This is a genomic window from Leucobacter holotrichiae, from assembly GCF_055791005.1.
In genome coordinates this window covers 1-26,683 of sequence record NZ_JBVUAC010000015.1, presented here as the reverse complement: position 1 = coordinate 26,683, position 26,683 = coordinate 1, and the positions used below count along the sequence as shown (strand labels likewise).

Below are 26,683 nucleotides of genomic sequence, written 5' to 3'. Positions count from 1 at the left end.
CATCACTGAACTTGATCGGCATAACTGCCATCCTTCCAGCACAGCTTCCCAGCTATGCGGTCTTGGACTCAACCAAAACTTCAGCAGACCCAAGTCCTCGCCGCGCTCTGCACGATCCTGGACTGCACGCCCAGCGATCTGCTCGTCCTCGAACAAGCCGCCGCACGGTCGGTGCAGGCGACGGGGAAGAGCGGAAGGATCGAGGACATCGGAGACCTGCGCCCCGTCCCCGCGCGCATCCAGCGACCGAAGCCGTGACCACGATCCCACGCGGCACCCCGCAACCGGACGGGGCGTTCGGGCCGCGCGTCGCCGCCGCGCTGAGCGCAAAGGGAGTGACCGCGCCGGAGCGGGCTATTATCGACGCAGCAGAGCGAATCATCGCACCGTCACGACGGAACGGAGTGCTCCGCCTGCTGACGAGCGAAGAGTTCAATGCCGCTGACGTGCACGCTGAGACCACCGTCATCGTTCAGGTTCTTCTTGCGAACCTCGCACGCGAAGGCGCAACGGGCATCCGGCTCCCACTCTGCCCGACGTGTCGCACCCGGAAGGTCGTCAAGGCACGCAACGAGAAAGGGCAGCGCGAGTGCTTCCGCTGCGCGCAGCGTCGCTCCTACGACGAATGCCCCGAGTGCTTGCGGATGAAGAAGCTCCCCGCCACCAACACAGACGGGCAGCGCGTCTGCCAGCGCTGCGGGCCGGACGGGATGCCGGCCTTCGCCTGCGAGAACTGCGGGAAGACCGTCACCACCGTCGGGCGCATCGACGGGAGAAGAGTCTGCCTGAGTTGCTATCCCCGGAGACTGCGGCGTTGCGTCTCGTGCGGGCAGCAGAAGAAGATCGCAGCGACCATCCTGCACGGCCCGCACTGCTTCGCCTGTCACAACCGTGTCCTGCGCAACGCCGCACCCTGCCCCGGATGCGGCGAGAACCGCATCCTCGCGTTCCTCGGCGACGACAGCCGCCCTTGCTGCGCGGGATGCGGAGGACAGCCCGCCCGTTACGCCTGCCGCCGCTGCGGGAGCGAAGAACACAGCTACGGTCGCCCTCTGCGGGAAGTGCGTGCTCAACGACCGCTGCGACGACATCCTCACCGGCCCGGACGGGGCGTTCCTTCCTCCGATGCGGGCTCTGCGTGACTACCTGCTCGCCCAACCTCGCCCAGCCCAGGTCATCAAGTGGCTGCGCATGGGGCCGAGCACCGACGTGCTCCGGGACATCGCCTCCGGGAGGGTGGCGGTCGAGTCGATTCTCGACGTCCCGCGACCGAGCAAGCCGTTGATCTACCTGCGCACGCTCCTACTCGACTCCGGTGCCCTGCCGCGCGATGCGACGGCCACGCGGCCGCTGATGGCCTGGGCGACGCACACCATCGGCGGAGCCCCCGCCGAGCACCACCAGATGCTGCGCACCTACACCCGATGGATGCTGCTGCGCCGAGCCAGCCGCGGCCCCTCAGGCGACATCGCTATCGGCGCAGCTCGGCACGTCAAAGCATCGCTACGCGGCCTCGTCACCTTCCTCACCTGGGCCGAGGAACAACAGACACCCCTGCGCGCCCTCACCCAGGCACAGATCGAGGAGTTCATCACCCTCCGCACCGCGCGACGATGGCTACCGCAGTTCCTCACCTGGGCGGCCGAATGCGGCGTCACGCCCGACCTCGACATTTCGACACTCCCTCGCCGAGAGCCAACGATCAGCACGTCCGAAGAACACCTCGAACACGTCATCCGGACCCTCGCCACGGATAGCAGCATCGCGCTCGATGCACGCCTCGCGGCACTGCTGATCGCGGTCTACGGACTCCCCGCGACCAAGACGTTGGCGCTGCGTCGCCGCCAGCTCCGTGACGAGAACGACGGCCTCGACCTCCACATCGGAGACCGTCCGCTCGCGTTGCCCGCACCGGTCGCAACGCTCGCCCGTGAGCAGCTCGACCTCCGGCCGGACGACGACGCATGGCTGTTCCCTGGCCGTCTCCCTGGGCAGCCTCTCGACCCGCAATACCTCGCACTTCGTCTGCGCCCTCTCGGCACCAGCATCTCCGCGCTACAGAACACCGCACGGTTCCGGCTCGCCGGAGCCGTCCCCGCCAAAGTCCTCGCAGACATACTCGATTTCAGCGTCGCCACCTTCGAGAACTACGCGCGCATCGCAGGCGGCACCCGCGGCGACTACCCCGCACTGCGTACTCGGTAGCTCAGAAGGCGGCTCACCTGTCTCGTTTCGCGAGCCTCCGGAAGTACTCGGCGAGCACGAAGATGCCGACACAGATCGCGATGTCCTGCAAAGTGAGCCCGATACCGATGGCTGCGAACCGATCGCGAAAGAAGATCGTGACCAGAAGGAGCACGACATCGGCAGCGCCCGAGACGAGTGCGAGCCACATCGCGGCGCGCCGATTCCACAGGGAGACGATCAGCGCCAGCATCACGCCGATGACGTTGATCCCGAACAAGACGAGGAGATACCACGGGTAGTCCGAGAAGTACTCCACGCCCGCCGAGGTGTATCTGTCTGTGAGATACGCCTGATTCCGGGTGGCGACCATGACGAAGTCGTACAGGCCCACCGACATGAAAAATGTGGCGACGACGACGATCAGCCACAGGTGCCATGGGCGGGACTTTCTTGGTGGCGCGCTCACGAGTGGCCCTCCTCGCCAGACGGCGAGCCCAGCACCTTGCTCATCACATCGGCGTACTCCGCGGGATCGACCAGCGCGATGCCTCGCTCCACGTCGGCCATCAGCAGCAGAGAATCTCCGGGCCCGAGGCCAAACATGTCCCGCACTTCCTTCGGAATCACGATCTGCGACTTCGGGCCGAGCCGCACGGTGCTGATCCACTTGCCTTCCGGTCGCGCGTCTGCCCCCACGCATTGAGAGTAGCACGATTCTTGCTTTTACTACACAATGTTGGATCAGTAACGCGTGGCTGGCGTCCGCACTACTCGTCGTGAGCGCCGATTAGTTCCTCTCCGAGTAATGCACTTCCACCGGTAGTCGTCTCACCCGATACCCATGCCAGCCCGCCGGAGAACGCATCCGCGTCCAGGCCGCGGAGGTGGTCGCGGGCGGCGAGTTCGCCGAAGACGCGCTCGGCCTCGGGCACGATGAACGGTGGACGACAATGCGCAATGCCCGTGCCGCCGGGGTGGGTGTCGGTGTCGCGGATGTCGCCGCCCCAGACATACAGGTCGTGCGTCAGATGCCGGTGGATGGCTTGCAAGTGGGCGAGGTCGTATCGGCCGGGGATCGGGTGCTCGGTGAGTTCGACCATGCGCTGATGGATCGCAGCCGTCTCTACGGCTTTCCATCGGTCGTAGTCGGTGATGCCGAGCTTGTTGATCAGAACGAGGCTGTTCGGGTAGCTGTAGCGGTCGGGCACTGGTGCTCCTGCCCGGGCGGGTTACTTCTCGGGGAAGCGGTCAAGCGCCGCAGCGATCGCCTCGCGCACCGCCTCATCCCCGGACAGCTCCCCGCGCACCTGACGGCGGGCAATCTCTCGATCCGCGTCAGAGACGACCGCACCGGCCGTGACCTGCCCGGCCTCGACCTCCGCGAGCACTCGCCGGACATGGGCCTCGGATACCGGAGTCTTGAGAGCCATGCGGGGTGCCTCCTTGTGGTTGGCGTTCTCAGATCAGTTTACGTCGCTCCGCCGACATTCACCGGGAAGCCGGACACGGGGGTGCCGATTCAGCACCGCCAGTGGGAGCGTCAGGACTCGCCGCTATCGCCTACGGCGTCTGCGAAGAGGGCGAGGAACTTCTCACGCGGGATCACGATGCGCCGACCGAGCTTCACATGCGGGATGGTGCCCTCGTTGATGCTCGTGGTGATCGTGCGGGGATCGATGCCGGGTGCTTCGGCGGCTTCTTTGCGGGTGATGACGAGGCTGCGTCGCCCACGGAGGTCGTCCATGTCGAGGGTGCTCTGCCGCATGTCGCACCATCCGTTCGTGTCAGCGCCGAGAAATATGGTTCATCCCACCGTAGAGAATCGCACTTGCGCTGTCAAGCATTGCGCTGTAGTTTTCTACTATGGAAAACGAGAGGGTGCGGGGCAACCCCGCAGGCATCACGAACACGCACGTCGCACAGAACATCCGTGCGGCCCGGCAAGCGATCGGTATGGACTTGCGCACCATGTCCGACGGGCTGAGAGCCGCAGGGCGCAAGCTCTCCACCTCGGGCATCAGCAAGTTGGAGGCCGGGGATCGCCGCGTGGACGTGGACGACCTGACCGTGATCGCCTACCTGCTGCGCACCACCCCCGCCGCGCTCCTGACCCCGCCCGACGAGCAGACGACCCTCACCGGGGTGCCGGAAGGGTATGAGCCGGAGGAGATCGACAGGTGGATGCGCGGGGAACTCGTGCTCACCGATGAGGGGCTGTTCAACTACTGGCAGCAGGAATGGGTGATCTGCACCGACCGCATCCACCACCTCGAAACCACCCTCGCAGGCATGACCGCCCCGAGCAAGGACGATCCCGAGAAGCCGAGCGCCCACCCCAAGACCATCGCCGCCTACCAGGAACGTTTGGAGACAGCGCGGGCACGCGCGCGTGTGATCCGGGAGCGAGGCGTGCAACTCGACCCGGAGGGGCGTGTGTTCAACGCCGCCGACTACATCCAGAACTACGGCGATACCCATCGGCCCGGGCAGACGACGGCAAGGAGCACCCTGTCATGACGAAGAAGCCACAGTCCGCAGGGCGGGGCGGCGGGGGTGAGAAGCAGCAGCGGCGCTCCCGTTCCCGGCAGCCCGGTTCGATCCAGGCTTACGACACCGACATGGGGAAGCGGTGGCGGTTCCAGATCTACGTCCTGAAAGACCCCGAATACCCCGAGATGGGATCGCGGCGGCTGACTCGTTCCGGGTTCACCAGCACCGATGAGGCGAACGACGCCTTGCAGGAGGCGTTGAAGCAGCGCAAGCAGAACGAGAAGTTCGGCAACAAGGTGCCGACCGTGGGGACTTACGCGGATGAGTGGGTGGCAGGACTCAAGCTCGCGGCGTCCACGATCACCGGGTACAAGAAGATCATCCGCAACCACATCAGCCCCCATCTCGGCGCGATCCGGCTCGACAAGCTCACCGCCACCCGTATCGCCCGCCACTACCGCGACCTCGAAGACCACGGCCGCAACGACGAATACGGCAAAGGACAGCCGCTCTCGGCCAACAGCGTCCACAAGGTGCATGTCGTGCTCGGCGCGACCCTCGACGCGGCGATCGACGACGGGCACCTGACGGTGAACCCGGCGAAGAAGAAGCGCACCGTGAAACCACCGAAGTCCAGCGAGGTGAGGGCGCAGAAGCCCGAGATCGCGACGTGGACGGCCGAGCAGTTGCAGACCTTCCTTACCTGGAACCGCGACGAGCTGGAAGACGAGCTGTTCCCGCTCTGGCGGCTCATCGCCTACACCGGCATGCGCCGTTCGGAAGCCCTCGCCCTGAAGTGGTCGGACATCAACACGAAGACGATGCGAGTCAGCATCCGCCGCGCCGTCGATACCGACGACTGGACGAAGACGAAGACCACCAAGACCGGGCAAGCCCGCGTCATCGACGTGGACACCGAGACATTGAAGGTGCTCGCCTCCTACAAGGTCGCGCGGGCCGAGGTGTCGTTCGAGCTTGCGAAAGCCGACGCCTACATCTTCGGCGACGCCGACGGGAAGCTCCGCTCACCCGACGCGATGACCAGCCGCTGGGATCGCCGCCTCAAATGGGCCACCGCGAAGTTCGACAGCCTGCACCGGGTCACGATCAAGGGGCTGCGTCACACCCACGCGACCCTGCTGCTCGAACTCGGGGAGCATCCCAAGGTCGTACAGGAGCGGTTGGGGCACTCAACGATCACGACAACGATGAACATCTACTCCCACGTCACCCCGACCATGCAAAGGTCGGCAGTAGACCGCTTCGCCGCCCACCTTGGGAACGCTTAGCACTTTTTCTAGCACTTCCAACGAAAACGACCCCCGACCTTAGGAACTAAATCCCAGGTCAGGGGCCATTTCATTCGCGTGCGCGAGGGGGGACTTGAACCCCCACGCCCTTGCGGGCACTGGCACCTGAAGCCAGCGCGTCTGCCATTCCGCCACTCGCGCGAGATGTTCTCTGAGCCTTCCGGCCCGGACAACTCTGCAAGCTTAGCAGCACCAGGGCCCTCACACCAAAGCGGGCGGGCGCCGGGATACACTAAGCCTGACAGTCGCAGCCGATCGGCGTGCGATCCGACCGAGCGGAAAGGGCGAGCGCGGCACGTGGGCATTCTGGATAGCGTCGAGCGCGGGCTCGAGCGAGCCGTCAACGGTGCCTTCGCCCGCACCTTCCGCTCCGGCGTGCAACCCGTCGAGATCGCCTCTGCCCTGAAGCGCGAGCTCGACATCAGCGCCGTGATCGTGGATCGCGATCGCGTGCTCGCTCCCAACCGCTTCGTCGCACGCGTCTCGCAGAAGGACGCGGATCGCCTTCGCGGCCTGGGCGACACGCTCGAGCAGGAGCTGCGCGGCGTCGTGGTGAAGCACGCGAAGCAGCAGAACTACCAGCTGCTCGGCGAGCCCGACGTCGAGATCCGCGCCGACGAGTCGCTCACCACCGGCGTGCTCGAGATCGATGCATCCCGCGTCGAGGGCGCGGTCGACTGGGTCGCCGCGATCGACGTGGACGGCAAGCGTCACGAGCTGCCCCGCGGCACGACCACGGTCGGGCGCGGTAGCGACTGCGGCATCCGGATCAGCGATACGGCCGCCTCTCGCAAGCACCTCGAGATCATCTGGGACGGTGCGGCCGGCCTGGCCCGTGACCTCGGCTCGACCAACGGCTCCAAGATCAACGGACAGCGCTTCCGCGAGGCAGCCCTCTCCCCCGGCATCGTGATCACGATCGGCCAGACGGCGCTGCAGTTCCAACTGGTGCCAGGCAGAGCGCACCGGCCGGCCCGACCCGCACAGCCGGCCCGACCCGCGCAGCCGGCACACCCACAGCCCGCACCGCCGCCTGCGGCGAGCGCGCCTCCCCGGGCCACTCCGCCCAGCGCCGCTCCCGAGCCGCCGCCCTCAGCGGGCGGCACCCCCGGCATCGACGAGGATTTCTGGAGGGGTCTATGAGTGAAATGAGTGAGCTCACCCTGCTCATCCTGCGCATCGGCTTCCTGCTGCTGCTCTGGTTCTTCATCTTCGCAATCGTCTACGCGCTGCGCAGCGACCTCTTCGGCGCTCCGGTGCGGCGTATGCGCAACGACGGCGACGGCAACCCCGTACCGCAGCCCGCACTGCAGGTCACGGCGCCTGCAGCTCCGGCGGCCCCGGCACCCGCAGCCCCTGCCGCGCCGGCAGCGCCGGCATCGCCCCCGATGCCCGGGCCGATCCCGTCGGCCGGCGGTACGGGCCCCGCTCGCCTCCTCGTCATCACCTCGGGCGTCGCCGCAGGCACCTCGATTCCTCTCGAAGACGACATCCTCACGATCGGGCGCAGCAGCGACTCCACCCTCGTCATCGTGGACGAGTACACCTCCACATACCACGCCCGTCTCGCCCGCAGCGGCGACGAGTGGATCCTCACCGACCTCGACTCCACGAACGGCACCCGCCTCGACGGCGCCCGCATCACCCAGCCGGTGAGCGTGCCCCTCTTCACGCCCGTCACCATCGGCACTACCACCTTCGAGCTGAGGCCCTGAACGTGACGGTCGGTTACGAAAGCGCCATCGGCTCGCATGTCGGGATGGTGCGGTCCAACAACCAGGATTCCGGATTCGCCGGCGACTACCTGTTCCTCGTCGCCGACGGCATGGGCGGCCACGCCGGTGGCGACGTCGCCTCGGCAGTCGCCGCGAAGTCGATGGCCGAGTACGATCTGGCGCCCACGGGCAGCCCGGAGGCCACCACCAATATCCTGCGCTCGGCGATCCTCGACACCAACACGAAGCTCCGCACCACCGTTAAGGAGCGACCCGAGCTCGCGGGCATGGGTACGACTTTCACCGGTTTCATCACCGTGGGCGACAAGCTCGCGCTCGCTCACATCGGCGACTCGCGCCTCTACCTGCTGCGCGGGGGCGAGCTGCGGCAGATCACCAAGGATCACACCTTCGTGCAGCGCCTCGTCGACAGCGGCAAGATCACCGAGGACGAGGCGAAGATCCACCCCCGCCGCTCGGTGCTGATGCGCGTGCTCGGCGACGTCGAGGCCTCGCCGCAGGTCGACACCGAGGTGCTCGACACCCGTCCGGGCGACGTCTGGCTGCTCTGCTCCGACGGGCTCTGCGGCTACGTCGAGGATTCCGACATCGAGAAGATCCTGCGCCGTCGCACTTCCCTGCAAGGGGCGGTCGACGCACTCATCGACAAGAGCCTCGCCCATGGCGCACCCGACAACGTGACGGTCGTGCTGGTCGAGACGGTGCACGAGGAGGAGGCCGCGGCGAAGCAGGCCGCGCCGGCTCCGGCACCCCGCCGCGAAACCGCGACCGACACGGTCGAACTCACCGACGTGGTGGAGCAGGTCACCACCGGGGGCCAGCCGGTGCCCGCCGCCGAGCCCGCCCTCGAGGAGTCCCCCTCGAACCGCCGCTTCGCGGGATCCGCAGCCACCTCCGCCGGCTCCCGCGACGGCTCCGTCACCACCGCGCGCACCCGGCTCATGGGCCGCCGCCGCCCGGTGCGCCGCCCGCCGCAGATCGAGGAGAGCCACTTCGAGCCGCGCGTCGACGAGTACCTCGCCGAGCTCATGGCCGAGACGAAGCGCCGCAATCGCCGCCGCCGCCTGCTCTGGGCCTTCGGCGCGGTCGCCGTGTTGGTCGCCATCGGCGGCGCGCTGCTGTTCGGCTACCAGTGGACGCAGAGCCGCTACTTCGTGGGCACCGACGGCGAGACCGTGATCATCTACCGCGGCGTGCAGCAGGAGATCGGCTCGTTCTCGCTCTACTCGACCGCCGAGGACACCGAGATCCCGCTCACCGAGCTCGACGGCCTCGAGCAGCGCCAGGTCAAGCGCACGCTCAGCGCGGGGTCCCTCGAGGAGGCGCGCGACATCGTGCTGAGGCTGGGGGTGCACGATGAGTGACGCCAAGGGCGCCGACGACAAGCCGCGCACCTTCGAGAAGACTCGCACCAGCGAGACCGTGCTGCAGCGCATCACCGCGCTCCGCGCTCCCCGCAAACTGCTGGGCCTCGAGCTCTCGCTGCTGCTGTTCGCGATCGCGATCGGGATCGCCGCGGTCGTGATCATCGATCTCACGGTGCGCGGCACCGTGACGACCACGCTGCTGCCGATGGGTTCGGCCTTTATCGTCGCACTGCTCGCGCTGCACTTCACGGTGCGTCGCATCGCTCCCGACGCCGATCCGCTCATCATGCCGATCGCGACCCTGCTGAACGTCATCGGCGTCGCGATGATCTACCGCATCTCGCTGGTCACGGAGGATGCGAATCCCGTGCGGCAGCTGCTGTGGTCGACCGTCGCCGTCGTGGCCGCGCTCGCCGCGCTGCTCGTGGTCCGCAAACACCTCGTACTCTTCCGCTACACGTATCTGGCGGGGCTCGGAGCCGTGATCCTCCTGCTGCTGCCGATGCTCCCCGGTATCGGCGCCACGATCAACGGCGCTCGGGTGTGGATCCGGCTCGGCAGCTTCTCGTTCCAGCCGGGCGAGGTCGCGAAGATCCTGCTCGCGATCTTCCTCGCGGGATATCTCGTGCGCAACCGCGACTCGCTCGCGATGGTCGGCAAGAAGTTCCTGGGCATCCGATTCCCCCGGGGTCGGGATCTCGGGCCGTTGCTCGTGTTCTGGCTCGCCGCGATGTCCGTGCTCGTGTTCCAGCGCGACCTCGGTACGTCGCTGCTCTACTTCGGCCTGTTCCTGTCGATGCTGTACGTCGCCACGGGCCGGATCGGGTGGATCATCCTGGGTGTCGGCCTCTTCCTCTTCGGCGGCCTCGCGGCCAGCCAGACGCTCGACTACGTGAACCGTCGCTTCGCGAACTGGCTCGACCCCTTCGCCGACCCCTACGGGGCCAGCCATCAGATGGTGCAGGGCCTGTTCGGCATGGCCAACGGAGGCATGACGGGCACCGGTCTCGGACAGGGCTACCCGGCTGACACTCCGCTCTCGTTCAGCGACTACATCATCCCGAGTCTCGGCGAGGAGCTGGGCCTCATCGGCCTGTTCGTCATCCTCGCCGCATATCTGCTGCTCGTGGGCCGCGGCCTGCGGATCGGCTTCGCAGGCAAGGACGACTTCGGCAAGCTGCTCGCCGCGGGTCTCGCGTTCACGATCGCACTGCAGGTCTTCATCGTGGTCGGCGGCGTGACGCGGGTGATCCCGCTCACCGGCCTGACCGCCCCGTTCCTCGCTGCGGGCGGTTCGTCGCTCGTGTCGAACTGGATCATCATCGCCCTGCTGATCCTGCTCTCCAACTCCGTTCGCAACCGACCGAAGCTGGTGATCCGCTCGTGAACAAGCAGCTTAAGTTCATCACCCGCACCGTGTTCGTCATGTTCCTGGCGCTGTTCTTCTCGGTAACGATGATCCAGTTCGTGCAGGCCGACGAGCTGCGCGCGAACGAGCTCAACGGGCGCACCATCAAGAACAGCTACAAGGTCGAGCGGGGTTCGATCCTCGTCGACGGCGAGCCGGTCGCCTACTCGACGCCCACGGGCGACTCGTTCCGGTTCGTGCGCCAGTACTCGAACGGTCCGCTCTACGCGCCCATCACGGGGTACTACTCGCACCTGCAGGGCGCCTCGGGGCTCGAGGCCGCGATGAACCAGGATCTCGCGGGCATCGGCAACGCGCAGTTCTTCACCCGCATCATGAACACGCTCAACGGCGTCGAACCGCAGGGCAGCTCGATCGAGACCACGATCGATCCCGCCGCGCAGGAGGCGGCTGTCACGGCGATGACCGAGAACGGCTTCGAGGGCGCCGTCGTGGCGATCGAGCCGAAGACGGGCCGGATCCTCGCCCTCGCCTCCACACCGAGCTACGACCCGACCACCGTCTCCATGAACGACGACGCCGAGATCATCGCGAACTACCGCCAGTTGGAGCAGGATCCCGCGCAGCCGCTGCAGAACCGGGCCATCGCCGGCGATCTCTACCACCCCGGCTCCGTCTACAAGCTGCTCGTCGCCGCGGCGGCCATCGAGGCCGGCAAGGCGTCTCCGAGCACGGAGTTCGATAACCCCGCTCAGCTCACGCTGCCGCAGTCGACCCACCTCATGCAGAACGCGTCGCGCACCACGTGCGGTTCGGGGGCGAAGGCCACGCTCGAGCAGGCGATCGTGCTCTCGTGCAACATCCCGATCGCGGAACTCGCGATGAGCATGGATGAGAACACGGTGCCGAACATGGCCAACGCTTTCGGCTTCGGGCAGGATCTGTCGATTCCGCTCGCCGTCACTCCGAGCCAGTCGCCCACTCCGGCCGACAAGGCGGAGACCGCGCTTTCCTCGATCGGACAGCTGGACGTGCGCGCCACCCCGCTGCAGATCGCCATGGTCTCGGCCGGTATCGCCAACGACGGCACGGTGATGAACCCCTACCTCGTCGACGAGATCATCACCCCCGATCTGCGCGTCGAGAAGGAGTTCACCCCCTCCGAGTTCTCGAAGCCCATCTCGAGCGAGACGGCGCATGCGGTTGCTGAGATGATGGAACACGGCGTCTCGAACCCCGAGGGCCTCGCGAAGAACGCGGGCATCGAGGGCGTTCGCGTCGCAGGCAAGACCGGTACGGCCGAGAACGGTCAGGATGACGCGGGCAACGACCTGCCCTTCACCCTGTGGTTCACCGGCTTCGCACCGGTCGACGACCCGCAGGTCGCCGTGGCGGTGGTGGTCGCCGACGGCGGCGGCGAGGCATATGGTTTCGAGGGTGGGTCCTACGATCTGCCCACGGCAGTCGGAAAACGAGTAATGGAAGCGGTGTTGAGCGAATGAGGCCATCGGCAGGGATCACATTCGGCGGACGCTACGAGCTGAGCTCGAGGATCGCCGTCGGTGGTATGGGCGAGGTGTGGAAGGCGACGGACAGCATCATCGGCCGCACCGTCGCCATCAAGATCCTCAAGGACGAGTACATGGGCGACCCGGGCTTCCTCGAGCGCTTCCGCGCCGAAGCCCGACACGCCGCACTCGTCAACCACGAGGGCATCGCCAACGTCTTCGATTACGGCGAGGAGCAGGGCTCCGCATACATCGTGATGGAACTCGTGCCGGGCGAGCCGCTCTCGGCGATCATCGAGCGCGAGGGGCGACTGCCGGCGAACCGCGTGCTCGGGATCGTGGCGCAGACCGCGACCTCGCTGCAGGCCGCGCACGACGCGGGCCTCGTGCACCGCGACATCAAGCCGGGCAACCTGCTGATCACGCCCGAGGGCCGCGTGAAGATCACCGACTTCGGTATCGCCCGGATCGCGGATCAGGTGCCGCTGACCGCGACCGGCCAGGTCATGGGCACGGTGCAGTACCTCGCGCCCGAGCAGGCGAGCGGTCACACCGCGACCCCCGCCACCGACATCTACTCGCTCGGGGTGGTCGCCTACGAGTGCCTCGCGGGCAAGCGGCCCTTCACCGGCGAGTCGCAGGTGGCGATCGCCATGGCGCAGATCAACGACACTCCGCCGGATCTTCCGGCCGACGTGCCCGAGCACGTGCGCAACCTCGTGATGGCCTGCCTCGCGAAGGACGCAGCGGGGCGCCCTCAGACCGCGGCGAAGCTCGCGCAGGCCGCGACCGCCCTCCATCGCGGCGACGTGCGCCTCGCGGCGAGCTACGTTCCGCAGGTGCTGGGCGACGCCGAGCCGGCGACGACCGCGCTGCCGCAGCAGACCCAGGTGATGGATGCCGCCACGACCGCGCTGCCGCAGACGACCGCGCTGCCCGGCCAGACGGCTGCCACCGCGGAGTTCGTCGGCGAACCGGTGGAGCAGGCCGCGGAGAGCGAAGAGCAGCCCGCCAAGAAGAAGCGCAGTCCCTGGACCTGGCCGCTCGTCACCCTGCTCGCGCTGCTGCTCATCATCGGCGCCGGCACGGCATTCGCACTCTGGAACACCAACCAGAACGAGAAGCCTGCGACCACGACCACGGCCACCACTCCAAAGAAGACCACCAAGCCCCCGACCACCCCCGAGGTCGCCACCACCGGCGTGGTCGACGGGGAGGCTCTGCGGGGCATGAACATCGACGACGCCGTGGCCGAGCTGACGTCGCTCGGCTTCACGAACGTCTCCCCGCAGGAGGGCAATGCGGCGCCCGACGACCAGGTCGGTCTGGTGACCGCGGTCAACCCCACCGGCGACAAGGTACCGTTCGACGAGCGGATCACCCTCACCTACAACGTGCGGTTCGGCGACCCGGGACAGCCCGCGGCGCCCACCAGCGACCGCACCGAGGTGCAGTCCGGCCAGGCGTTCACGGTGCAGCTCGCGCCCGCGCAGAGCTTCTGCCCTGCGAACTTCACCGTGGAGAACTACGCGGTCACCCCAGAGGGCGCCGGTTCGCTCTCCGGCGTCTCGGGCGCCGTTGCGAACATCCAGGCCGATGAGCTGAACCCGGGTGATGACGACGCCACGATCACCATCACCTACTCCGCGACCTGCCAGAACAACCTGGGCGTCGTGCGCGAGGCACCGGCGTCGGGGCCCCTCGTCATCACCGTGAAGGCCCCCGCCGACAACAGCAACAACGGCAACAGCAACGCGAACGACGCCGGCAGCGGCGGCAACCAGAACCCGAACAGCAACCGGGCCGGATAACGACTCGCTGAAGCCGGGCGCGCTGCGAGGTCTTACTCAGCACGTGTCCCTATACACTTGGTACATCTATGAGCACGGAAGAGGTGGACATGCCAGAGACGCCAAATGGCGGCGAACAGCGCATCCTCGCCGGGCGCTACGCCATCGGCGAGTTCGTCGGCCAGGGTGGCATGGCCACCGTGTACCGAGGCACCGACACCAAGCTCGGACGGCAGGTCGCCATCAAGGTGATGAAGGCGGATCTGGCCGGCGACGAGGAGTTCCGTTCGCGCTTCCGCCAGGAGGCGCAGTCGGCTTCTCGCATGGCGCACCCCACGGTGGTGCGCGTGTTCGACGCCGGCGACGACCTGATCCAGACCGCGGACGGGCCGAAGCAGCTGCCGTTCATCGTGATGGAGTATGTGGAGGGCACGAACCTTCGACAGCTGATCTCGGAAAGTGAGCTCTCGCAGACCGAGGCCTGCCGAGTGGTCGACTCGGTGCTGACAGCGCTCGAGTACTCGCACCGCGCAGGTATCGTGCACCGCGACATCAAGCCCGCCAACATCATGATCACCAAGACCGGTCAGGTCAAGGTGATGGATTTCGGGATCGCGCGCGCGGTCTCCGAGACCTCGTCGACGCTGCAGCAGACCACCGCGATCCTCGGCACCGCCGCATACTTCTCGCCCGAGCAGGCCAAGGGCGAATCCATCGACGCCCGCACCGACCTCTACTCGACCGCGGTGCTGCTGTACGAGCTCCTGACGGGCGACGTTCCCTTCCGGGGCGACACCGCCGTGGCCGTGGCCTACCAGCACGTCAGCGAACGCCCTGAGGCCCCCAGCGAGCGCAACAGCGCCGTCACGCCCGAGCTCGACCGCGTCGTGCTCTACGGAATGGCGAAGGATCGCGCGAAGCGCTTCCAGTCCGCCTCGGAGTTCCGCGACGCGCTGCGACTCGCCGCCAACGGGCAGATGCCCAAACTGACTCTGGCTCAGCCGGAGGCCGTGCTGTTCACCGGCGGCAACGAGGTGACCGAGTCCGATCTCGCGCTGCGCCAGCTCGCCGAGGGCGGCGGCGGCGCGCGCACTCAGAGCCGCCCCCCGGTCATGTGGACCTGGGCCGCGATCCTCACGATCGGCGCGATCATCATCGCGGTCGTGTTCTGGCTCGTCACGCTGGCCCCGCAGACGTTCCAACCCGATACCTCCCGGGAGGTGCCGCAGCTCGTCGACGTCGACCGCGAGGAGGCGATCACGAAGCTGGCCGAGCACGATCTCACCGCCATCCCCATCGAGCAGACGAGCGAGGACGTGGCGGCGGGTCACGTCATCTCGACGGATCCCGAGGGCGGCATCATGGTGAATCGCGGCGATTCGATCACGCTCTACGTCTCGACGGGCCCGGTCACCGCCAAGGTGCCCGAGATCAAGCGCATGTCGGTCGAGGACTACAAGCAGGCCCTCGCCGACCTCGGCCTCGAGGTCGGGCTCATCACGAGCGTCAACGACCCGCTGGCTCCGGCGAACCGCGTGCTCGAGGTCATCCCGGCGCCCGGCACCGAGCTGCAGTCGGGCGAGAGCGTGGAACTCCGGGTGGCGAGCGGCAAGGTGCAGGTGCCCGATGTCGCGAGGCTGCCGCTCGACATCGCGCTGCAGCGGCTCGACGGTCTCGGCCTCCAGGTCGATCCCAAAGAAGACACGTCCTGCCCGGCCGAGAGCGGTTTCCCCATCACTACGCAGTCGCTCACCGGCGAGCAGGAGCAGGGCGCGTCGATCGAGCTCATGTACTGCACGGGATAGTCGACTGCTCGCCGACAGACGAATGAGGGCCGGATCCTGGTGGATCCGGCCCTCATTCGTTCGACGCGGCTGCCCGCCTCAGGCCTTGAGCAACGGGGAGAGCGTCTGCGCGATGGCGGCAGCGTTCGGCAGGCCGACCACGGTGAGCCAGTTGCCGAGCTGCTGGTAGCCTCCCTCGGTCAGCACCGACTCTGGGTGGTACTGCACGCCGTAGATCGGCAGCTCGCGGTGGCGCAGCGCCATCACGATGCCGCTCTCGGTCTCGGCCGTGACGAGCAGGCACTCGGGCACGGTATCGCGCACGACCGCCAGCGAGTGGTAGCGGGTCGCGTTGAACTCGGGGGCGACCCCCTCGAAGAACGCGTCCCCGGCGTGCCGCACGCGGGAGATCTTGCCGTGCATCAGCTCTTCGGCGTGGGTCACGGTGCCGCCGAGCGCTTCGGCGATCGCCTGGTGGCCGAGGCACACTCCGAGCACAGGGATGCCGGTGCGCAACGCGATCCCGACCATCGGGATCGAGACACCCGCATCGGCCGGGGTGCCGGGCCCCGGAGAGATGAGCACGCCGTCGTATTCGGCGGCCAGGTACTCGAGCTCGCCGGTGCTCACCTCGTCGTTGCGGATCACCCGCGTCGACGCGCCCAGCTGCTGCAGGTAACCGCTCAGGGTGTAGACGAAGCTGTCGTAGTTGTCGATGATCAGGATGTTCGTCATGTTCCGACCGTCACCTCTTCCGGTTCGAGGAATTCGATTGCCACCCACGGGTAGACGTAGGCGACGAGGGCGTATACGAGCGCTGCCGCGACGAGCAGCATTACGATCACACGCAGCCAGGCGGGGCCCGGGAAAAAACGCCAGAGCAAGGAGAACATCAGCTTTCCTGATCTCCTCTCAGGGCCTGATGACCCTCCATCGTCGGGTTCAGCTCGAGCAGTTCGGCCGGCGGGCCGTCGGCTCGGGGCTGGAAGGACTCGAACACGGAATACGCGATCGCACGCTCGTCGCTGCCCGCCCACTTCGGATGGCAGGTGGTGAGGGTGAGGATCTGGTCAGTTCCGGGCTCGCCCTCCAGCCGCGGGAACGGGTTCAGCACGTCGCCCTCATCGGGCAGGACGTACTCGATGTTGCGGAAACGGTACGTGTACCAGCCGTCCGCGGTCTCGATGAAGAGGGGGTCGTCGACCCGCAAGTTCATGACCTCGCGGAAGGAGTTGATCAGGGGTCCGGATCGGTGCCCGGCCAGCGCCACATTGCCCGGTTCACCCGGCATCTGGGTGGCCTCGTAGTGGCCGATGCCCTTGTCGTCGAGGTTGAGCACGGTCCACCAGTCGGTCGTCTCGGCGACGCGGTTGGCGTAGGTGACTCCGAAGGCGGGTACCCGCAGCACTCCGAACACCTCGGCGGCAGCGGGACGGGCAGTGACAGGCACCGTCCCGTCGTAGGGCTGCGGCTGCTCCGCATCCCACCGCGCCGAATCCTCTGCCGAGAGATCCGCCTGCTTCGCGGTGACGCCGACGCCGGTGTGCCACGGCTGCCAGACGATGTAGCCGAGCACTCCCAGCCCGCCGAGCAGCAGCAGCTCACCGATCACAGTCAGCGGGCTGAGCCGCGCGCGCCTGCGCCGGCCGCGCCTCTCGCGGGTCTCCATCACTCTCATGATTCTAGAGCGATTGCCTGAGCACAGCCGGAATCCCGGTAGAATCGAGGGCATGGCAGCAGCTGGGAAGAACGTAAGCAAGCGCAAGTCGGCGGAGCTCGCTCAGGGCGGGGCCGATCGGACCCCCTCGCGCAAGGATGCGCCGAACCCGGTCTGGTTCAAGCCGGTCATGTTCGGCTTCATGCTGCTGGGCCTGATCTGGATCGTGCTCTTCTACGTCACGAGCACCACGCTGCAGCTGCCCGTGCCCGCTCTCGGCCAGGCGAACATCTTCGTCGGCTTCGGCCTGGTGCTCGTGGGCTTCCTCATGACTCCGTGGTGGAAGTAGCCGCGCTCGCGCGCGTTCCCGCCTGAATGGTTCCCGGGCCCGTGCGCCGGCACGGACCCGAGAATGTCCTCAATCACACCGGTGTAATTCCTCCCCAGCTGGGGATATACCTGTGGATAACTCCGTGGCAACCCCGCTCAGGGAAGCACCGCGAAGTACGCGAAGCTGAGCGCCACCAGCACGGCGCCGATCGCCACGAGCGAGACGATCCGCCGCGTGCGCTTCCGCGGCCCCCGATTCGAGAGCAGCAGCCACATCGTGAGCGCCCCCACGATCAGCCCCCCGAGATGGGCCTGCCAGGAGATGTTCGCCCCCGGGAGCAGGCCGATGCCGAAGTTGATGGCGATCAGGGTGACGAGGGAGGCGACATTCGCGCCGGCGGCTTTGAACGCGACCGCCGTCGCCCCCAGAACGCCGAAGATCGCACCGGATGCGCCGACGGTGGGCACGACTACCGTGGCAGGATCCGCGTAGACCCACAGCATCACGGCGAGCGAGCCTCCCAGCCCGGCGAACAGGTAGAGCACGAGGAACTGCGCACGCCCCATCAGCTGCTCGAGATTGCGGCCGAACAGCCACAGCGCGTACATGTTGAACAGGATGTGCAGCAGGAACCCGGTCGAGTGCGTGAAGGTGGCCGTGAGCATGCGCCACGGCTCGAAACCCACATCGCTGAACAACTGGCTCGACACCGATTCGGGCACCGAGTAGATCGGCATGTACCACAGCGCCCGCGTGACTCCGTCTGAGAAGAAGTACCGCCCGAGCAACTGCAGCACGAACACCGCCAGGTTGACGGCGATGATCGTGTAGGTGACGGGAGTGTCGAGCGCAGCCACCCGGCGCCCGGTGACCCGGGCAGACCGGGCGGCCCGCTTCGCAGCGCCCGGCTGCGTCTGCTTCACGCATTCGGGGCAGAGCACACCCACGGCGGACGCGGTCTGGCAGGCGGAGCAGATCGTACGCCCGCAGCGCTGGCAGAGCGTGAAGCTGTGGGTGTTCGGGTGGCGGTAGCAGACGTCTTCAGGGCCGTACTCGACGCGCTCGCCGAACGTCGGCCCCGATCCGCTCGCTACCACTGGGCTCAGGCCTCGGAGATGTCGACGCCGGTGATGACCACATCTTCGACGGGGCGATCCATGGCCCCGGTCTGCACCGACTCGATGGCGTCGACGACGGTCTTCGAGTCGTCGTCGGCGACCTCGCCGAAGATGGTGTGGTTGCCGTTGAGCCAGCTGGGCGCCGTGGTGGTGATGAAGAACTGCGAGCCGTTCGTGCCCGCCAGGCGACCGGTCATATCGGGGCGCTTGCCGGCGTTGGCCATCGCGAGCTGGTACTTCTTGTTGAAGGTGAGTTCGGGGTGGATCTCGTCGTCGAAGGTGTAGCCGGGGCCGCCGGTGCCGGTGCCGGTGGGATCGCCGCCCTGGATCATGAAGTCCTTGATGATGCGGTGGAAGATGACGCCGTCGTAGAAGCCCTTGTTCGCGAGGTCGACGAAGTTCTTGACGGTCTTGGGCGCGTGGTCGCCGAAGAGATTGATGACGATGTCGCCGTGATTGGTGTGAATGGTGGCTACGGAGGTGTGAATGCTCATGAGTCCAGTCTAGGCGGGGCCACCGACAAGCTCACCGACGACGCATCGGAATCGCGGTTGCACTTTACCCCCAACTGGGAATCCCTTGCAACCATCCGGTCAGAGGCCGCGCGACGGCCGTCGTTCGGTGTAGCGTTGAACCTACGAGCGATGTCGCTCAGAGCATTGCCTCGCCGAGCTAGGAGGACAGGTATGAAACTCTCACGCAAGCGCCGCCGCGAACTCCGCCGTCTGCGCAAGGACGCCCAGCAGCTGCTCGACCAGCAGCGCGTCGTACTGGGGCACGCGGGCGAGGTGCTGCAGACTGCCGGGCATCAGGCCCGTCAGCTGAGCGACGAGCACCTGCAGCCGCGCATCGAGCGGGCCGTCGAGACCGCGCGCCCGACCGTCGAGCGCGGCATCAAGCGCGCACGTCGTTCCGCGGAGAACGTGCGCCGCGCCACGGCTCCCCTCGTCGCGGCCGCGCTCACACGCACGATCCGCACGCTCGATGAGATCGAGAGCCACGACGCCGCCAAGCAGGTGCGCGGGTTCGGCGAGCGCACGGGATACCTCAAGCCGTCGAAGAAGCGCCGCGCGGGCGGCATCATCGCCGTGGGGCTCGGCATCGCCGCAGCCGCGGGCGTGGGCTACGCCCTGTGGCAGGCCTTCCGCACGGACGACGATCTCTGGGTCGCCCCCGAGAACTCAGCCGAGAGCTGATCGACCGAACTGATCAACGCAGACATCGCCGGGGCGGTGCCGGGTCCTCGTGATCCGGCACCGCTTCTTCGTTACCGGGACCGCGACGCGTTCAGTCCCGAGGCTGCTGCTTGCGATTCTTGGCGTTCGGTCGGCCGCTCTGCTTACCGCCGGACTTGCCGCCCGACTTCGCGGGTGAACGGCGCGCGGTGATTCCCGCCATGCGCATTCCCGTCTGCACCAGTGAGAGCGTGCGCAGCGAGCGGATCTCGCGGATCGCCACCCAGCGCGCCTCGTCGGAGGATCCGTCGACCTCGTTCTGCAGCGGCCCGTCCTTCACCGAGGCGCGGTAGACGATCCGGATCGTGTGGAGTTCGGGATCCGACCCCTCCGGCACCTCCTCGCGCACCATGACACGGGAGTCGACCCCGAGCAGTTTGCCGACGCGTGCCTCGAGACCGGTCTCCTCGAGCACCTCGCGCACCACGGCGTCACGGGGATCCTCACCGCTCTCGAGCCCGCCGCCCGGCAGAGTCCATCCGTGCAGGTGGCCTCGACGCCAGTGGGTGAGCAGGATCTTGCCGCGGCGTTCCACCACCGCGTAGGCGGCCACTCGAAGATCCATGTTATGAGCCTAGCCTGTCGCGCTGCGAGCACGCCGCGCACCGAATCGCTCCCGGGTGCTACGCTCAGCGATCCGGAGCGATTTCGACCGCACGCCAGCCCGTCAGCCACCGATCGAGGCGCCGATAGGCCTCGGTTCTGGCGGGTTCGCTCGACAGGAAGACATCGTGCAGGGCGCCGTCGATGCGATCCACCGTCACCGTCGGCCCCAGCTTCAGCGCGGCCTTCGCGACCTCGTCGACCTCGAGCACCGAATCGGCGCGCGTCAGCTCCTCGCTCCACTTGAGCGGCATCGCGGTTCGCGCCGAGAGCAGCACCTCGATCGGCGCGTCGATGGCGAGGCCGCGGCTCACCCGCGAGTGCCCCTCCAAAATCGCCCTCAGCCAGCCGCCGCGCACGGCGTGCGTGCGCTCGGGGCGCCAGGCCGCGTTGACCTGGTCGAGTTCGTCGAGCGGCCCCACCTCTCGCTGCGCCCTCGTGTAGAAGCCGTAGTCGAGCTGCGGAGCCACCTCGCGCGGGTTCGTGCGCGCGCCGAGGTTGAGCAGCGGCATGAGCACCTGACGGCCCGCACTCGCGAGCTGGAACTCGAGCCAGGGACTGTTGAGCACCAGCGCGGCCGCTCGGTCGGGATTCGCCGCGGCCCACAGGCTCAGGACGAGTCCGCCCGTCGAATGACCGAACAGCACGAGCGGGCGCGGCTCGACCGTGCCCTCTCCCAAGACCGAGAGAGCGGCGTCCACCTCGAGGTGGTAGTCGTCGAGGTTCTCGATGTACCCGGGCGTCTGCCCCTCGCGCAGACTGCGTCCGTATTTGCGCAGGTCGAGAGCGAAGAACCGGGCTCCCCGCGAGGTCCAGAAGGCCGCGAGATCGCGCTGGAAGAAGTAGTCCGACCATCCGTGCACGTAGAGCACATCGACGCCGTCGAGCAGACGTTTCCCGTGAAACATTCGCTCGAACCAGGCGTCGGGACGGGGCTCGGATCTCACCAGCGTCGCGACGATCGGCCCCTCGTCATCGGTGCCGAGATCGAGATCGATGCACTCGAACCCGGCACCGAGCACGTCCTCCCGCCACTGCGCCATGCGGCCATTCTACGGGCGGGTCTCAGCGGGCGGCGGGCGCTCAGCGCAGCGTCACATCGGCGAGCGATGCCCGTACGCTCACGACGTTCTTCGACTGGTCGTTCGTGGAGAGCCTGTTGTCGGTCGCACCCAGCTCGCCTTCCGCGTCGACTCGGTACTCCCCCTCGGGCAGCTTCAGGTCGGCGCTGCCGGTGCTCGCTTCAAGGTCGACGAGCGCGGGCGCGGTCCCCGACAGCACGGCCTGCAGGTCCCCCACCTCGAGGTCGAACTCGGCCTCGCGCACGTCCTTCGCCTCGATCGAAGCCTCGCCCGTGCGCACAGAGGCCGACAGATCCCGTGCGCTGCCGATGAAGCCGAGCGAACCCGCGTTCACATCGAGCGAGAGCTCCGCGAAGTCGCCCGCGACCTGCAGCTCACCGCTGTTGATCGTGAGATCCCCGTTCAGCAGGTCCCCCTCGCCGAGGCTCTGAGGCAGCGTCAGCGTGACCCGCTCCCCGCCGCCCCGCTCGCCGCAACCGAACAGGCATCCATCGGTGCGCGGGCCCGAGGCGCGCTCGACCACCAGTTCCTCGTCCTCGGCGCGCATCGTCCACTCGCCGCCGCGACCGCTGCCGCGGTGGTCGACCGTCAGCACCGCCTCGTCCACGTCATCGAACTCGAGTGTGAACGACGCGGCCGAGGCGTCCACCTCGAGCCCGGTGATCCCGCTCACGCGCGATCGCAGCTCGGCCCCGGAGGTCGCGTTGTCCGCGCTGCTCCCGCCTCGATCGTCCCACCCTCCGTCGTCGAAGACGCCGTCCTCGTCGAAGGGCACGACGGCCGAGAGATCCGGCCGCGGGGAGAACACGCCGAAGGTGTTCAGCGTGCTCGACACCGCGGCGCCGAAGAGCACGGCGCCGCCCACGACGGCGGTGACGATGGTGATGGTGCTCGCGGTCGAGGTGCGCGATGCGGAGGCTGCGGAGGACTCGGTGGTGCTCATGAGAATGGTCCCGTCTGTGTATTGATGGACGCACCGGGGGCGCCCGGGGCGGATCCCCCGATCGGCCCGGCCGTGCTCTCGATATGGGCGATCGCGGCGAGCACGCGGCGGTTGCCGCCGTCCTCGGCGTCGAGCCCGAGTTTCTGGAAGATCGCCGTGATGTGCTTCTCCACACTCGCCTCCGAGAGGAAGAGCAGTGCGGCGATGGCCTGGTTGGAGCGCCCCTCTGCGAGCGCCGCGAGCACGGTGCGCTCGCGGTCGGTGAGGGATCGCATGCGGTTGTCGCGGCTGCGGCGGGTGAGCAGCTGTGCCACCACCTCGGGGTCGAGCACGGTCGCGCCCTGGCCGATCCGCTCCACCGATTCGATGAACTCCCCGACGTCGGCGACTCGATCCTTGAGCAGGTAGCCGAAGGCTCCGCCCTGGCCCGAGATCAGCTCGCTCGCATAGCGCTCCTCGACGTACTGCGAGAGCACCAGCACCGCGAGGCCGGGGCGGGCGCGGCGCAGCTGGATCGCCGCGCGGATCCCCTCATCGGTGAACGTCGGGGGCAGACGCACGTCGAGGATGCAGAGATCCGGATCCGTCGCCCCCACCCGCTCCATCAGTTCGTCGGCGTCGGGCAGCGCGGCGACCACCTCGTGCCCTCCGTGCTCCAGCAGGCGCACGAGGCCCTCGCGCAGCAGCACCGAGTCTTCGCAGATCAGGATGCGCATGGCACACTCACCTCCAGGGTGGTCGGCCCGCCGAGCGGGCTGTCGAGTCGTGTGGTGCCACCCGCCGCGAGCACCCGGTTCTTCACACCGTCGAGACCGCCGCCCGGAAGCACCGTCGCTCCCCCGATGCCGTTGTCCTCGACGCGAGCCCACAGCGTGCGCTCACCTCGCACCCGCACCACCACGCGGCACTCGCTCGCCCGGGAGTGCTTCGCCGCGTTCGTGAGCGACTCGGCGATCGCGAAGTACACGGCCGCTTCCGCGTCGCGGCTGCACCGCTCGGGCAACCTGACGTCGAGCTGCACGGGCACGTGGGATCGCGCCGCGAGCGCCGACAACGCCGCATCCAAGCCCCGATCGTCGAGCACGGACGCGTAAATACCGCGCGCCAGCTGTCGCAGCTCGGTGATGGCGGCCTTCGTCGAGGTGTGCGCCTCGGCCACGAGCGCCTTCGCAGCCTCGGGATCGGTGTCGATCTTCTCCTGCGCGAGCCCCAGGGTCATACCCACCGAGACGAGTCGCGGCTGCACGCCGTCGTGGAGGTCGCGCTCGATGCGGGTGCGCTCGACATCGGCGGCCCGCACGGCGCCCTCGCGCTGCGCGGTGGAGGTGCGCACCTGCTCGGTGAGCTGCTCCTCCTTCACGTCGGCTCCCACGATCGCCACCGAGATCAGTCGGTGCAGCAACGCGAGCGCCACGATCCCCGCTGCGCACAGCACCGCACCGATGAGACCCGGTTGCCACCACACCGAGAAGGTGCGGAACATGCCGATGAGCGAGTGCACGAGCCCCTGAGCGAGCCCCAGCACCCCGATGCCCATGAGGCTCGCGATGCCGAAGTTGGCCAGCGCGCGCCACATGCGGCCGTCGATCGACTGACGGCCGATCGAGCGCAACCACCCCTTGAAACCGGGCTGCTCCTGCGGGCTCAGGCGCAGCGTCGGCGTGTCGAGCAGGTACAGGCCGCTCACGCGATGCGTCTCGAACCAGGCGATCCCGAACAGCGCATACACGAGCCCGACCAGCACCACCGCGCCGATGCCGAGCACCAGCAGCAGACCGAGGCCCGTGCCGAGCGCGCCGAACAGCAGCCCGATCACGGTGAAGCCCACGACACCGACCGCGGCGAGGTGCAGGATCGTCATGGCGATGCGCAGCGGCGGACGCTTCGCCCGCGGCTGCGGATCAAGCCGGGGTTCGGGCTGAAGCTCGGGACGGCCCGCGGGCGGAGCCGGGGCCGGCGGAGTCGGCGCTGGCGGGGCGCTCGCCGGCGGGACCGTGGCGCTCGCCGGCGGAACCGTGGCACTCGCCGGCGGGATCGGGTCGCCCGTCTCGGCGCCGGTGGGCTGCTCGGGCAGCTTCTCGGTGACCTGTTGATCCGACGTGAGCGGCACCGTCGGGGCCCCGGGGGCGAACTGCCCGTCGGGGAGCGGCTGTGTCTGTGGTGTCATGCCTCTACGCTAGGCCGTGGCCCGCGGCCGGCGACACCGAGGGACCCGGAGAGAAGACTTCCGGTTTCCCCTACCCCGGTTCTGCCACCCCCTGTTCTTCGCGCGGGATCCGTGCGTAGTCTGAGGTCATGGACGCACACGAAGCACCCCATCCCGGCACTGACGCTCCCCTCCCGAAGCTCGACGAGACCGGGCTCTCCCGCGTGCTCGTGGTGGTCGCCCACCCCGACGACGCGGAGTACGGCACCTCGGCGGCGGTCGCCCACTGGGTATCGCACGGCATCGAGGTGGGCTACCTGCTGCTCACCGCGGGTGAGGCCGGCATGCAGCGACCGCCCGAGGAGGCCGGTCCCCTGCGCGCTCGAGAGCAGCGCGCAGCGTGCGAGGCCGTGGGCGTGGAGCGCCTGACGATCCTCGATTTCCCCGATGGTGTGCTCGAGTACGGCCTCGACCTGCGACGCGCGATCGCTCGGGAGATCCGCGCCTTCCGGCCCGATGCCGTGGTCTGCGGGGCGGGTGAGCTCGTGGTGGCGTGGGGTTTCGACCACGCGGATCACCGCGCCGCGGGCCTCGCGACGATCGACGCGGTGCGCGACGCCGACAACCGCTGGGTGTTCCCCGAGCTGCTGCACGAGGAGGATCTCGCGCCGTGGGGTGCGAGCCGGCTGCTGCTCACGGGCACCCGCCCCACGCACTGCGTGGTCGTCGACGAGGAGGCCGAGCGGCGCGCCGTCGCATCGCTCGGCGCGCACGAGGCCTACCTCGCCGACCTGCCCTGGCACCCCTCCCCCGAGGAGCTCGTCACCGGAGTGCTGGCCCAGCAGGGCGCGCTTGCCGGGGTGCCGCGCGGTGTGACCTTCGCGGAGCACCGCCTGCGCGAGTAGCGGGCGCCGGCCGGGCCCCCAGCGCCCTACCCCTACTTCGATCCCCCCTGCCCCGCGCCCCTACCCCTCTGCCGCTGCGACTCCGCCGCGAGGCTCCCGCGACCCCGTGCCCCCCACGACCCCCGCCGAGATACGGATCTCGCAGAGGAATTCGCGGATCGACCTGCGAGATCCGTATCTCGACGCCCTTCCGTGTCCCCGCAGCCTCCAGAACCCAGCGGATCCCGTCAGCTCAGCGGCAACCGCATGAGCACGCGAGGAAACCCGTCGAGCACCGAGCCCGTATCGGCCGCCTTCTCGAAACCCGCGCTCTCGAAGAGGCGCCGGGTGCCGACGTAGGCCATCGTGAGGTTCACGCGCTCCTCGCCGTTGTCGACCGGGTACCCCTCGATCGCGGGCGCCCCGCACGCCCTGGCGTGGGCGACCGCACCCTCGATCAGGGCGTGCATGATCCCCTGCTTGCGGTGGCCGGGGCGCACCCGGAAGCACCACAGCGACCACACGTCGAGGTCATCGATGTGCGGGATGAGGCGGTTGCGGGCGAAGCTGGTGTCGGATCGAGGGTGCACCGCGGCCCAGCCGACGGGTTCGCCGTCGAGGTAGGCGAGCACGCCGGGAGGCGGATCCTGCGCGCACAGCTCCCGCACCCGCTCGGCGCGCGCGGGTCCGCGCAGTGCGTTGTTCTCCTTGTTGCCGATGCGGTAGCTCAGGCAGAAGCACACGTTGGACGTCGGCTTCTTCGGCCCGACGAGCGTCGCCACGTCTTCGAACACCGTCGCCGGTCGCACCTCTATTCCCATCCCATCAGTATGAGCCCGGCGAAGGCGCTGGGGAAGCCTTCCCTCGGAGCTCTCGGCGAGCGGTTCCGGCCACACTTCGAACACGAGGAGTCGGTTATCCCCAAGATGTGCATAAAAATTGTGAAGATCTGGGGATCATTCAGGCCTGATCTTCGAGTGCAGCAGGTCGTCATTCGGATCGCACGGGGAATCACAACGATGTAATTCATCCCCAGGTGTGGGTAACTCTGGGGATGAAAGGCGACAGTAGTGCCCCGTAAAGTGGTGTAGCGCACGGTGGCCAGCACGTCGTAGAACGTGGACGCGGTCACCGTGTGATCCT

The 26,683-nt window shown here is 67.9% G+C and carries 31 protein-coding genes and 1 tRNA gene; 15 read left to right on the top strand and 17 right to left on the bottom strand.

Going from position 1 to position 26,683, the window contains the following annotated elements; all coding sequences use genetic code 11:
* The first annotated feature begins 54 nt into the window (after positions 1 to 54).
* Genes AC0KXF_RS14515 through AC0KXF_RS14505 form a run of 3 tightly spaced genes read left to right on the top strand, consistent with a single transcriptional unit; the run spans position 55 to position 2,205 of the window.
* The gene (locus AC0KXF_RS14515; protein ID WP_473109850.1) at positions 55 to 258 is read left to right on the top strand and encodes a helix-turn-helix domain-containing protein; all 204 of its coding nucleotides are present in this window, start codon (positions 55 to 57) and stop codon (positions 256 to 258) included.
* The gene (locus AC0KXF_RS14510) at positions 255 to 1,142 is read left to right on the top strand and encodes a hypothetical protein (protein ID WP_473109849.1); all 888 of its coding nucleotides are present in this window, start codon (positions 255 to 257) and stop codon (positions 1,140 to 1,142) included. The genes AC0KXF_RS14515 and AC0KXF_RS14510 overlap by 4 nt, the downstream gene beginning before the upstream one ends.
* Positions 1,066 to 2,205, top strand: coding sequence for a hypothetical protein (locus AC0KXF_RS14505; RefSeq protein WP_473109848.1), 1,140 nt, complete (start codon positions 1,066 to 1,068; stop codon positions 2,203 to 2,205). The genes AC0KXF_RS14510 and AC0KXF_RS14505 overlap by 77 nt, the downstream gene beginning before the upstream one ends.
* Positions 2,206 to 2,218: 13 nt before the next feature.
* Here the strand turns inward: AC0KXF_RS14505 and AC0KXF_RS14500 are convergent, their stop codons facing one another.
* The 5 genes from AC0KXF_RS14500 to AC0KXF_RS14480 all read right to left on the bottom strand — a co-directional run bounded on the left by AC0KXF_RS14500 (position 2,219) and on the right by AC0KXF_RS14480 (position 3,952).
* Positions 2,219 to 2,653: a hypothetical protein gene (locus tag AC0KXF_RS14500; RefSeq protein WP_473109847.1), complete on the bottom strand. Its 435-nt coding sequence runs from the start codon at positions 2,651 to 2,653 to the stop codon at positions 2,219 to 2,221.
* Positions 2,650 to 2,883, bottom strand: a complete 234-nt coding sequence (locus tag AC0KXF_RS14495) for an AbrB/MazE/SpoVT family DNA-binding domain-containing protein (protein WP_077687064.1) — start codon at positions 2,881 to 2,883, stop codon at positions 2,650 to 2,652. The genes AC0KXF_RS14500 and AC0KXF_RS14495 overlap by 4 nt, the downstream gene beginning before the upstream one ends.
* 71 nt (positions 2,884 to 2,954) lie before the next feature.
* Positions 2,955 to 3,395, bottom strand: coding sequence for a Fic/DOC family protein (locus AC0KXF_RS14490; RefSeq protein ID WP_473109846.1), 441 nt, complete (start codon positions 3,393 to 3,395; stop codon positions 2,955 to 2,957).
* 21 nt (positions 3,396 to 3,416) lie between these two features.
* Positions 3,417 to 3,617 carry a hypothetical protein gene (locus tag AC0KXF_RS14485; protein WP_473109845.1) on the bottom strand — a complete coding sequence of 67 codons (201 nt, stop codon included), beginning with the start codon at positions 3,615 to 3,617 and terminating at the stop codon, positions 3,417 to 3,419.
* Positions 3,618 to 3,727: 110 nt separating this feature from the next.
* Complete coding sequence (locus AC0KXF_RS14480) at positions 3,728 to 3,952, bottom strand: helix-turn-helix domain-containing protein (RefSeq protein WP_473109844.1); 225 nt, start codon at positions 3,950 to 3,952, stop codon at positions 3,728 to 3,730.
* Between the two features lie 98 nt (positions 3,953 to 4,050).
* Here AC0KXF_RS14480 and AC0KXF_RS14475 point away from each other — a divergent pair, with 98 nt between their 5' ends.
* Both AC0KXF_RS14475 and AC0KXF_RS14470 read left to right on the top strand, forming a co-directional pair.
* Entirely contained in the window at positions 4,051 to 4,704 is a 654-nt protein-coding gene (locus AC0KXF_RS14475; protein WP_344818576.1) for a helix-turn-helix domain-containing protein, read from the top strand.
* Positions 4,701 to 5,966 carry a tyrosine-type recombinase/integrase gene (locus tag AC0KXF_RS14470; protein WP_473109843.1) on the top strand — a complete coding sequence of 422 codons (1,266 nt, stop codon included), beginning with the start codon at positions 4,701 to 4,703 and terminating at the stop codon, positions 5,964 to 5,966. The genes AC0KXF_RS14475 and AC0KXF_RS14470 overlap by 4 nt, the downstream gene beginning before the upstream one ends.
* Before the next feature lie 79 nt (positions 5,967 to 6,045).
* Here the strand turns inward: AC0KXF_RS14470 and AC0KXF_RS14465 are convergent.
* A tRNA-Leu gene (locus AC0KXF_RS14465) sits at positions 6,046 to 6,128 on the bottom strand.
* A 156-nt stretch (positions 6,129 to 6,284) separates the two neighbouring features.
* Here AC0KXF_RS14465 and AC0KXF_RS14460 point away from each other — a divergent pair.
* From AC0KXF_RS14460 to pknB, 7 genes are all read left to right on the top strand, one after another.
* Positions 6,285 to 7,130, top strand: coding sequence for an FhaA domain-containing protein (locus AC0KXF_RS14460; protein ID WP_473109842.1), 846 nt, complete (start codon positions 6,285 to 6,287; stop codon positions 7,128 to 7,130).
* A 5-nt stretch (positions 7,131 to 7,135) separates the two neighbouring features.
* On the top strand, positions 7,136 to 7,702 hold the full coding sequence (locus AC0KXF_RS14455) for an FHA domain-containing protein FhaB/FipA (protein WP_473109841.1): 567 nt from the start codon (positions 7,136 to 7,138) through the stop codon (positions 7,700 to 7,702).
* A 44-nt stretch (positions 7,703 to 7,746) separates the two neighbouring features.
* Positions 7,747 to 9,087 carry a PP2C family protein-serine/threonine phosphatase gene (locus AC0KXF_RS14450; RefSeq protein WP_473109840.1) on the top strand — a complete coding sequence of 447 codons (1,341 nt, stop codon included), beginning with the start codon at positions 7,747 to 7,749 and terminating at the stop codon, positions 9,085 to 9,087.
* Positions 9,080 to 10,477 carry an FtsW/RodA/SpoVE family cell cycle protein gene (locus tag AC0KXF_RS14445; RefSeq protein WP_473109839.1) on the top strand — a complete coding sequence of 466 codons (1,398 nt, stop codon included), beginning with the start codon at positions 9,080 to 9,082 and terminating at the stop codon, positions 10,475 to 10,477. Before AC0KXF_RS14450 ends, AC0KXF_RS14445 begins: the two co-directional genes overlap by 8 nt.
* Positions 10,474 to 11,961, top strand: coding sequence for a peptidoglycan D,D-transpeptidase FtsI family protein (locus AC0KXF_RS14440; protein ID WP_473109838.1), 1,488 nt, complete (start codon positions 10,474 to 10,476; stop codon positions 11,959 to 11,961). The genes AC0KXF_RS14445 and AC0KXF_RS14440 overlap by 4 nt, the downstream gene beginning before the upstream one ends.
* Positions 11,958 to 13,778, top strand: coding sequence for a protein kinase domain-containing protein (locus AC0KXF_RS14435; protein ID WP_473109837.1), 1,821 nt, complete (start codon positions 11,958 to 11,960; stop codon positions 13,776 to 13,778). The genes AC0KXF_RS14440 and AC0KXF_RS14435 overlap by 4 nt, the downstream gene beginning before the upstream one ends.
* A gap of 89 nt (positions 13,779 to 13,867) precedes the next feature.
* The gene (gene pknB / locus AC0KXF_RS14430; protein WP_473109836.1) at positions 13,868 to 15,562 is read left to right on the top strand and encodes a Stk1 family PASTA domain-containing Ser/Thr kinase; all 1,695 of its coding nucleotides are present in this window, start codon (positions 13,868 to 13,870) and stop codon (positions 15,560 to 15,562) included.
* Between the two features lie 78 nt (positions 15,563 to 15,640).
* Here the strand turns inward: pknB and AC0KXF_RS14425 are convergent, their stop codons facing one another.
* The 3 genes from AC0KXF_RS14425 to AC0KXF_RS14415 are packed head-to-tail and all read right to left on the bottom strand — an operon-like array spanning position 15,641 to position 17,210.
* Positions 15,641 to 16,276, bottom strand: a complete 636-nt coding sequence (locus AC0KXF_RS14425; RefSeq protein ID WP_473109835.1) for an anthranilate synthase component II — start codon at positions 16,274 to 16,276, stop codon at positions 15,641 to 15,643.
* Entirely contained in the window at positions 16,273 to 16,434 is a 162-nt protein-coding gene (locus AC0KXF_RS14420) for a hypothetical protein (RefSeq protein ID WP_223042729.1), read from the bottom strand. The genes AC0KXF_RS14425 and AC0KXF_RS14420 overlap by 4 nt, the downstream gene beginning before the upstream one ends.
* A complete protein-coding gene (locus AC0KXF_RS14415) occupies positions 16,434 to 17,210 on the bottom strand; it encodes a class E sortase (RefSeq protein WP_223045261.1) in 777 nt (258 codons plus the stop codon). The genes AC0KXF_RS14420 and AC0KXF_RS14415 overlap by 1 nt, the downstream gene beginning before the upstream one ends.
* A 61-nt stretch (positions 17,211 to 17,271) precedes the next feature.
* Between AC0KXF_RS14415 and AC0KXF_RS14410 the strand changes: the two genes are divergently transcribed.
* Positions 17,272 to 17,547 carry a cell division protein CrgA gene (locus tag AC0KXF_RS14410; protein WP_473109834.1) on the top strand — a complete coding sequence of 92 codons (276 nt, stop codon included), beginning with the start codon at positions 17,272 to 17,274 and terminating at the stop codon, positions 17,545 to 17,547.
* 137 nt (positions 17,548 to 17,684) lie between these two features.
* Here the strand turns inward: AC0KXF_RS14410 and AC0KXF_RS14405 are convergent, their stop codons facing one another.
* Together AC0KXF_RS14405 and AC0KXF_RS14400 are read right to left on the bottom strand one after the other, a co-directional pair.
* Positions 17,685 to 18,626, bottom strand: coding sequence for a rhomboid family intramembrane serine protease (locus AC0KXF_RS14405; RefSeq protein ID WP_473109833.1), 942 nt, complete (start codon positions 18,624 to 18,626; stop codon positions 17,685 to 17,687).
* Positions 18,627 to 18,631: 5 nt separating this feature from the next.
* Entirely contained in the window at positions 18,632 to 19,141 is a 510-nt protein-coding gene (locus AC0KXF_RS14400) for a peptidylprolyl isomerase (protein WP_473109832.1), read from the bottom strand.
* A gap of 192 nt (positions 19,142 to 19,333) precedes the next feature.
* On the opposite strand from AC0KXF_RS14400, the gene AC0KXF_RS14395 reads away from it, so the two are divergent.
* Positions 19,334 to 19,843: a DNA/RNA helicase gene (locus AC0KXF_RS14395; protein ID WP_223042725.1), complete on the top strand. Its 510-nt coding sequence runs from the start codon at positions 19,334 to 19,336 to the stop codon at positions 19,841 to 19,843.
* A 91-nt stretch (positions 19,844 to 19,934) separates the two neighbouring features.
* On the opposite strand, the gene AC0KXF_RS14390 is transcribed toward AC0KXF_RS14395, so the two are convergent.
* The 5 genes from AC0KXF_RS14390 to AC0KXF_RS14370 all read right to left on the bottom strand — a co-directional run bounded on the left by AC0KXF_RS14390 (position 19,935) and on the right by AC0KXF_RS14370 (position 24,677).
* Positions 19,935 to 20,447 carry an NUDIX hydrolase gene (locus AC0KXF_RS14390; RefSeq protein ID WP_255572581.1) on the bottom strand — a complete coding sequence of 171 codons (513 nt, stop codon included), beginning with the start codon at positions 20,445 to 20,447 and terminating at the stop codon, positions 19,935 to 19,937.
* Positions 20,448 to 20,511: 64 nt separating this feature from the next.
* The gene (locus AC0KXF_RS14385) at positions 20,512 to 21,528 is read right to left on the bottom strand and encodes an alpha/beta hydrolase (protein WP_473109831.1); all 1,017 of its coding nucleotides are present in this window, start codon (positions 21,526 to 21,528) and stop codon (positions 20,512 to 20,514) included.
* Between the two features lie 40 nt (positions 21,529 to 21,568).
* The gene (locus AC0KXF_RS14380) at positions 21,569 to 22,510 is read right to left on the bottom strand and encodes a hypothetical protein (protein WP_473109830.1); all 942 of its coding nucleotides are present in this window, start codon (positions 22,508 to 22,510) and stop codon (positions 21,569 to 21,571) included.
* Positions 22,507 to 23,226 carry a response regulator transcription factor gene (locus AC0KXF_RS14375; protein ID WP_473109829.1) on the bottom strand — a complete coding sequence of 240 codons (720 nt, stop codon included), beginning with the start codon at positions 23,224 to 23,226 and terminating at the stop codon, positions 22,507 to 22,509. The genes AC0KXF_RS14380 and AC0KXF_RS14375 overlap by 4 nt, the downstream gene beginning before the upstream one ends.
* Positions 23,214 to 24,677, bottom strand: a complete 1,464-nt coding sequence (locus AC0KXF_RS14370) for a sensor histidine kinase (protein ID WP_473109828.1) — start codon at positions 24,675 to 24,677, stop codon at positions 23,214 to 23,216. Before AC0KXF_RS14370 ends, AC0KXF_RS14375 begins: the two co-directional genes overlap by 13 nt.
* A gap of 128 nt (positions 24,678 to 24,805) precedes the next feature.
* Here AC0KXF_RS14370 and AC0KXF_RS14365 point away from each other — a divergent pair, with 128 nt between their 5' ends.
* Positions 24,806 to 25,561 carry a PIG-L deacetylase family protein gene (locus AC0KXF_RS14365; RefSeq protein WP_473109827.1) on the top strand — a complete coding sequence of 252 codons (756 nt, stop codon included), beginning with the start codon at positions 24,806 to 24,808 and terminating at the stop codon, positions 25,559 to 25,561.
* Positions 25,562 to 25,788: 227 nt separating this feature from the next.
* Here AC0KXF_RS14365 and AC0KXF_RS14360 read toward each other — a convergent pair whose 3' ends face one another.
* Positions 25,789 to 26,361 (bottom strand): GNAT family N-acetyltransferase, encoded by a 573-nt coding sequence (locus AC0KXF_RS14360; RefSeq protein ID WP_473109826.1) that lies wholly within the window; start codon positions 26,359 to 26,361, stop codon positions 25,789 to 25,791.
* Positions 26,362 to 26,683: the final 322 nt, after the last annotated feature.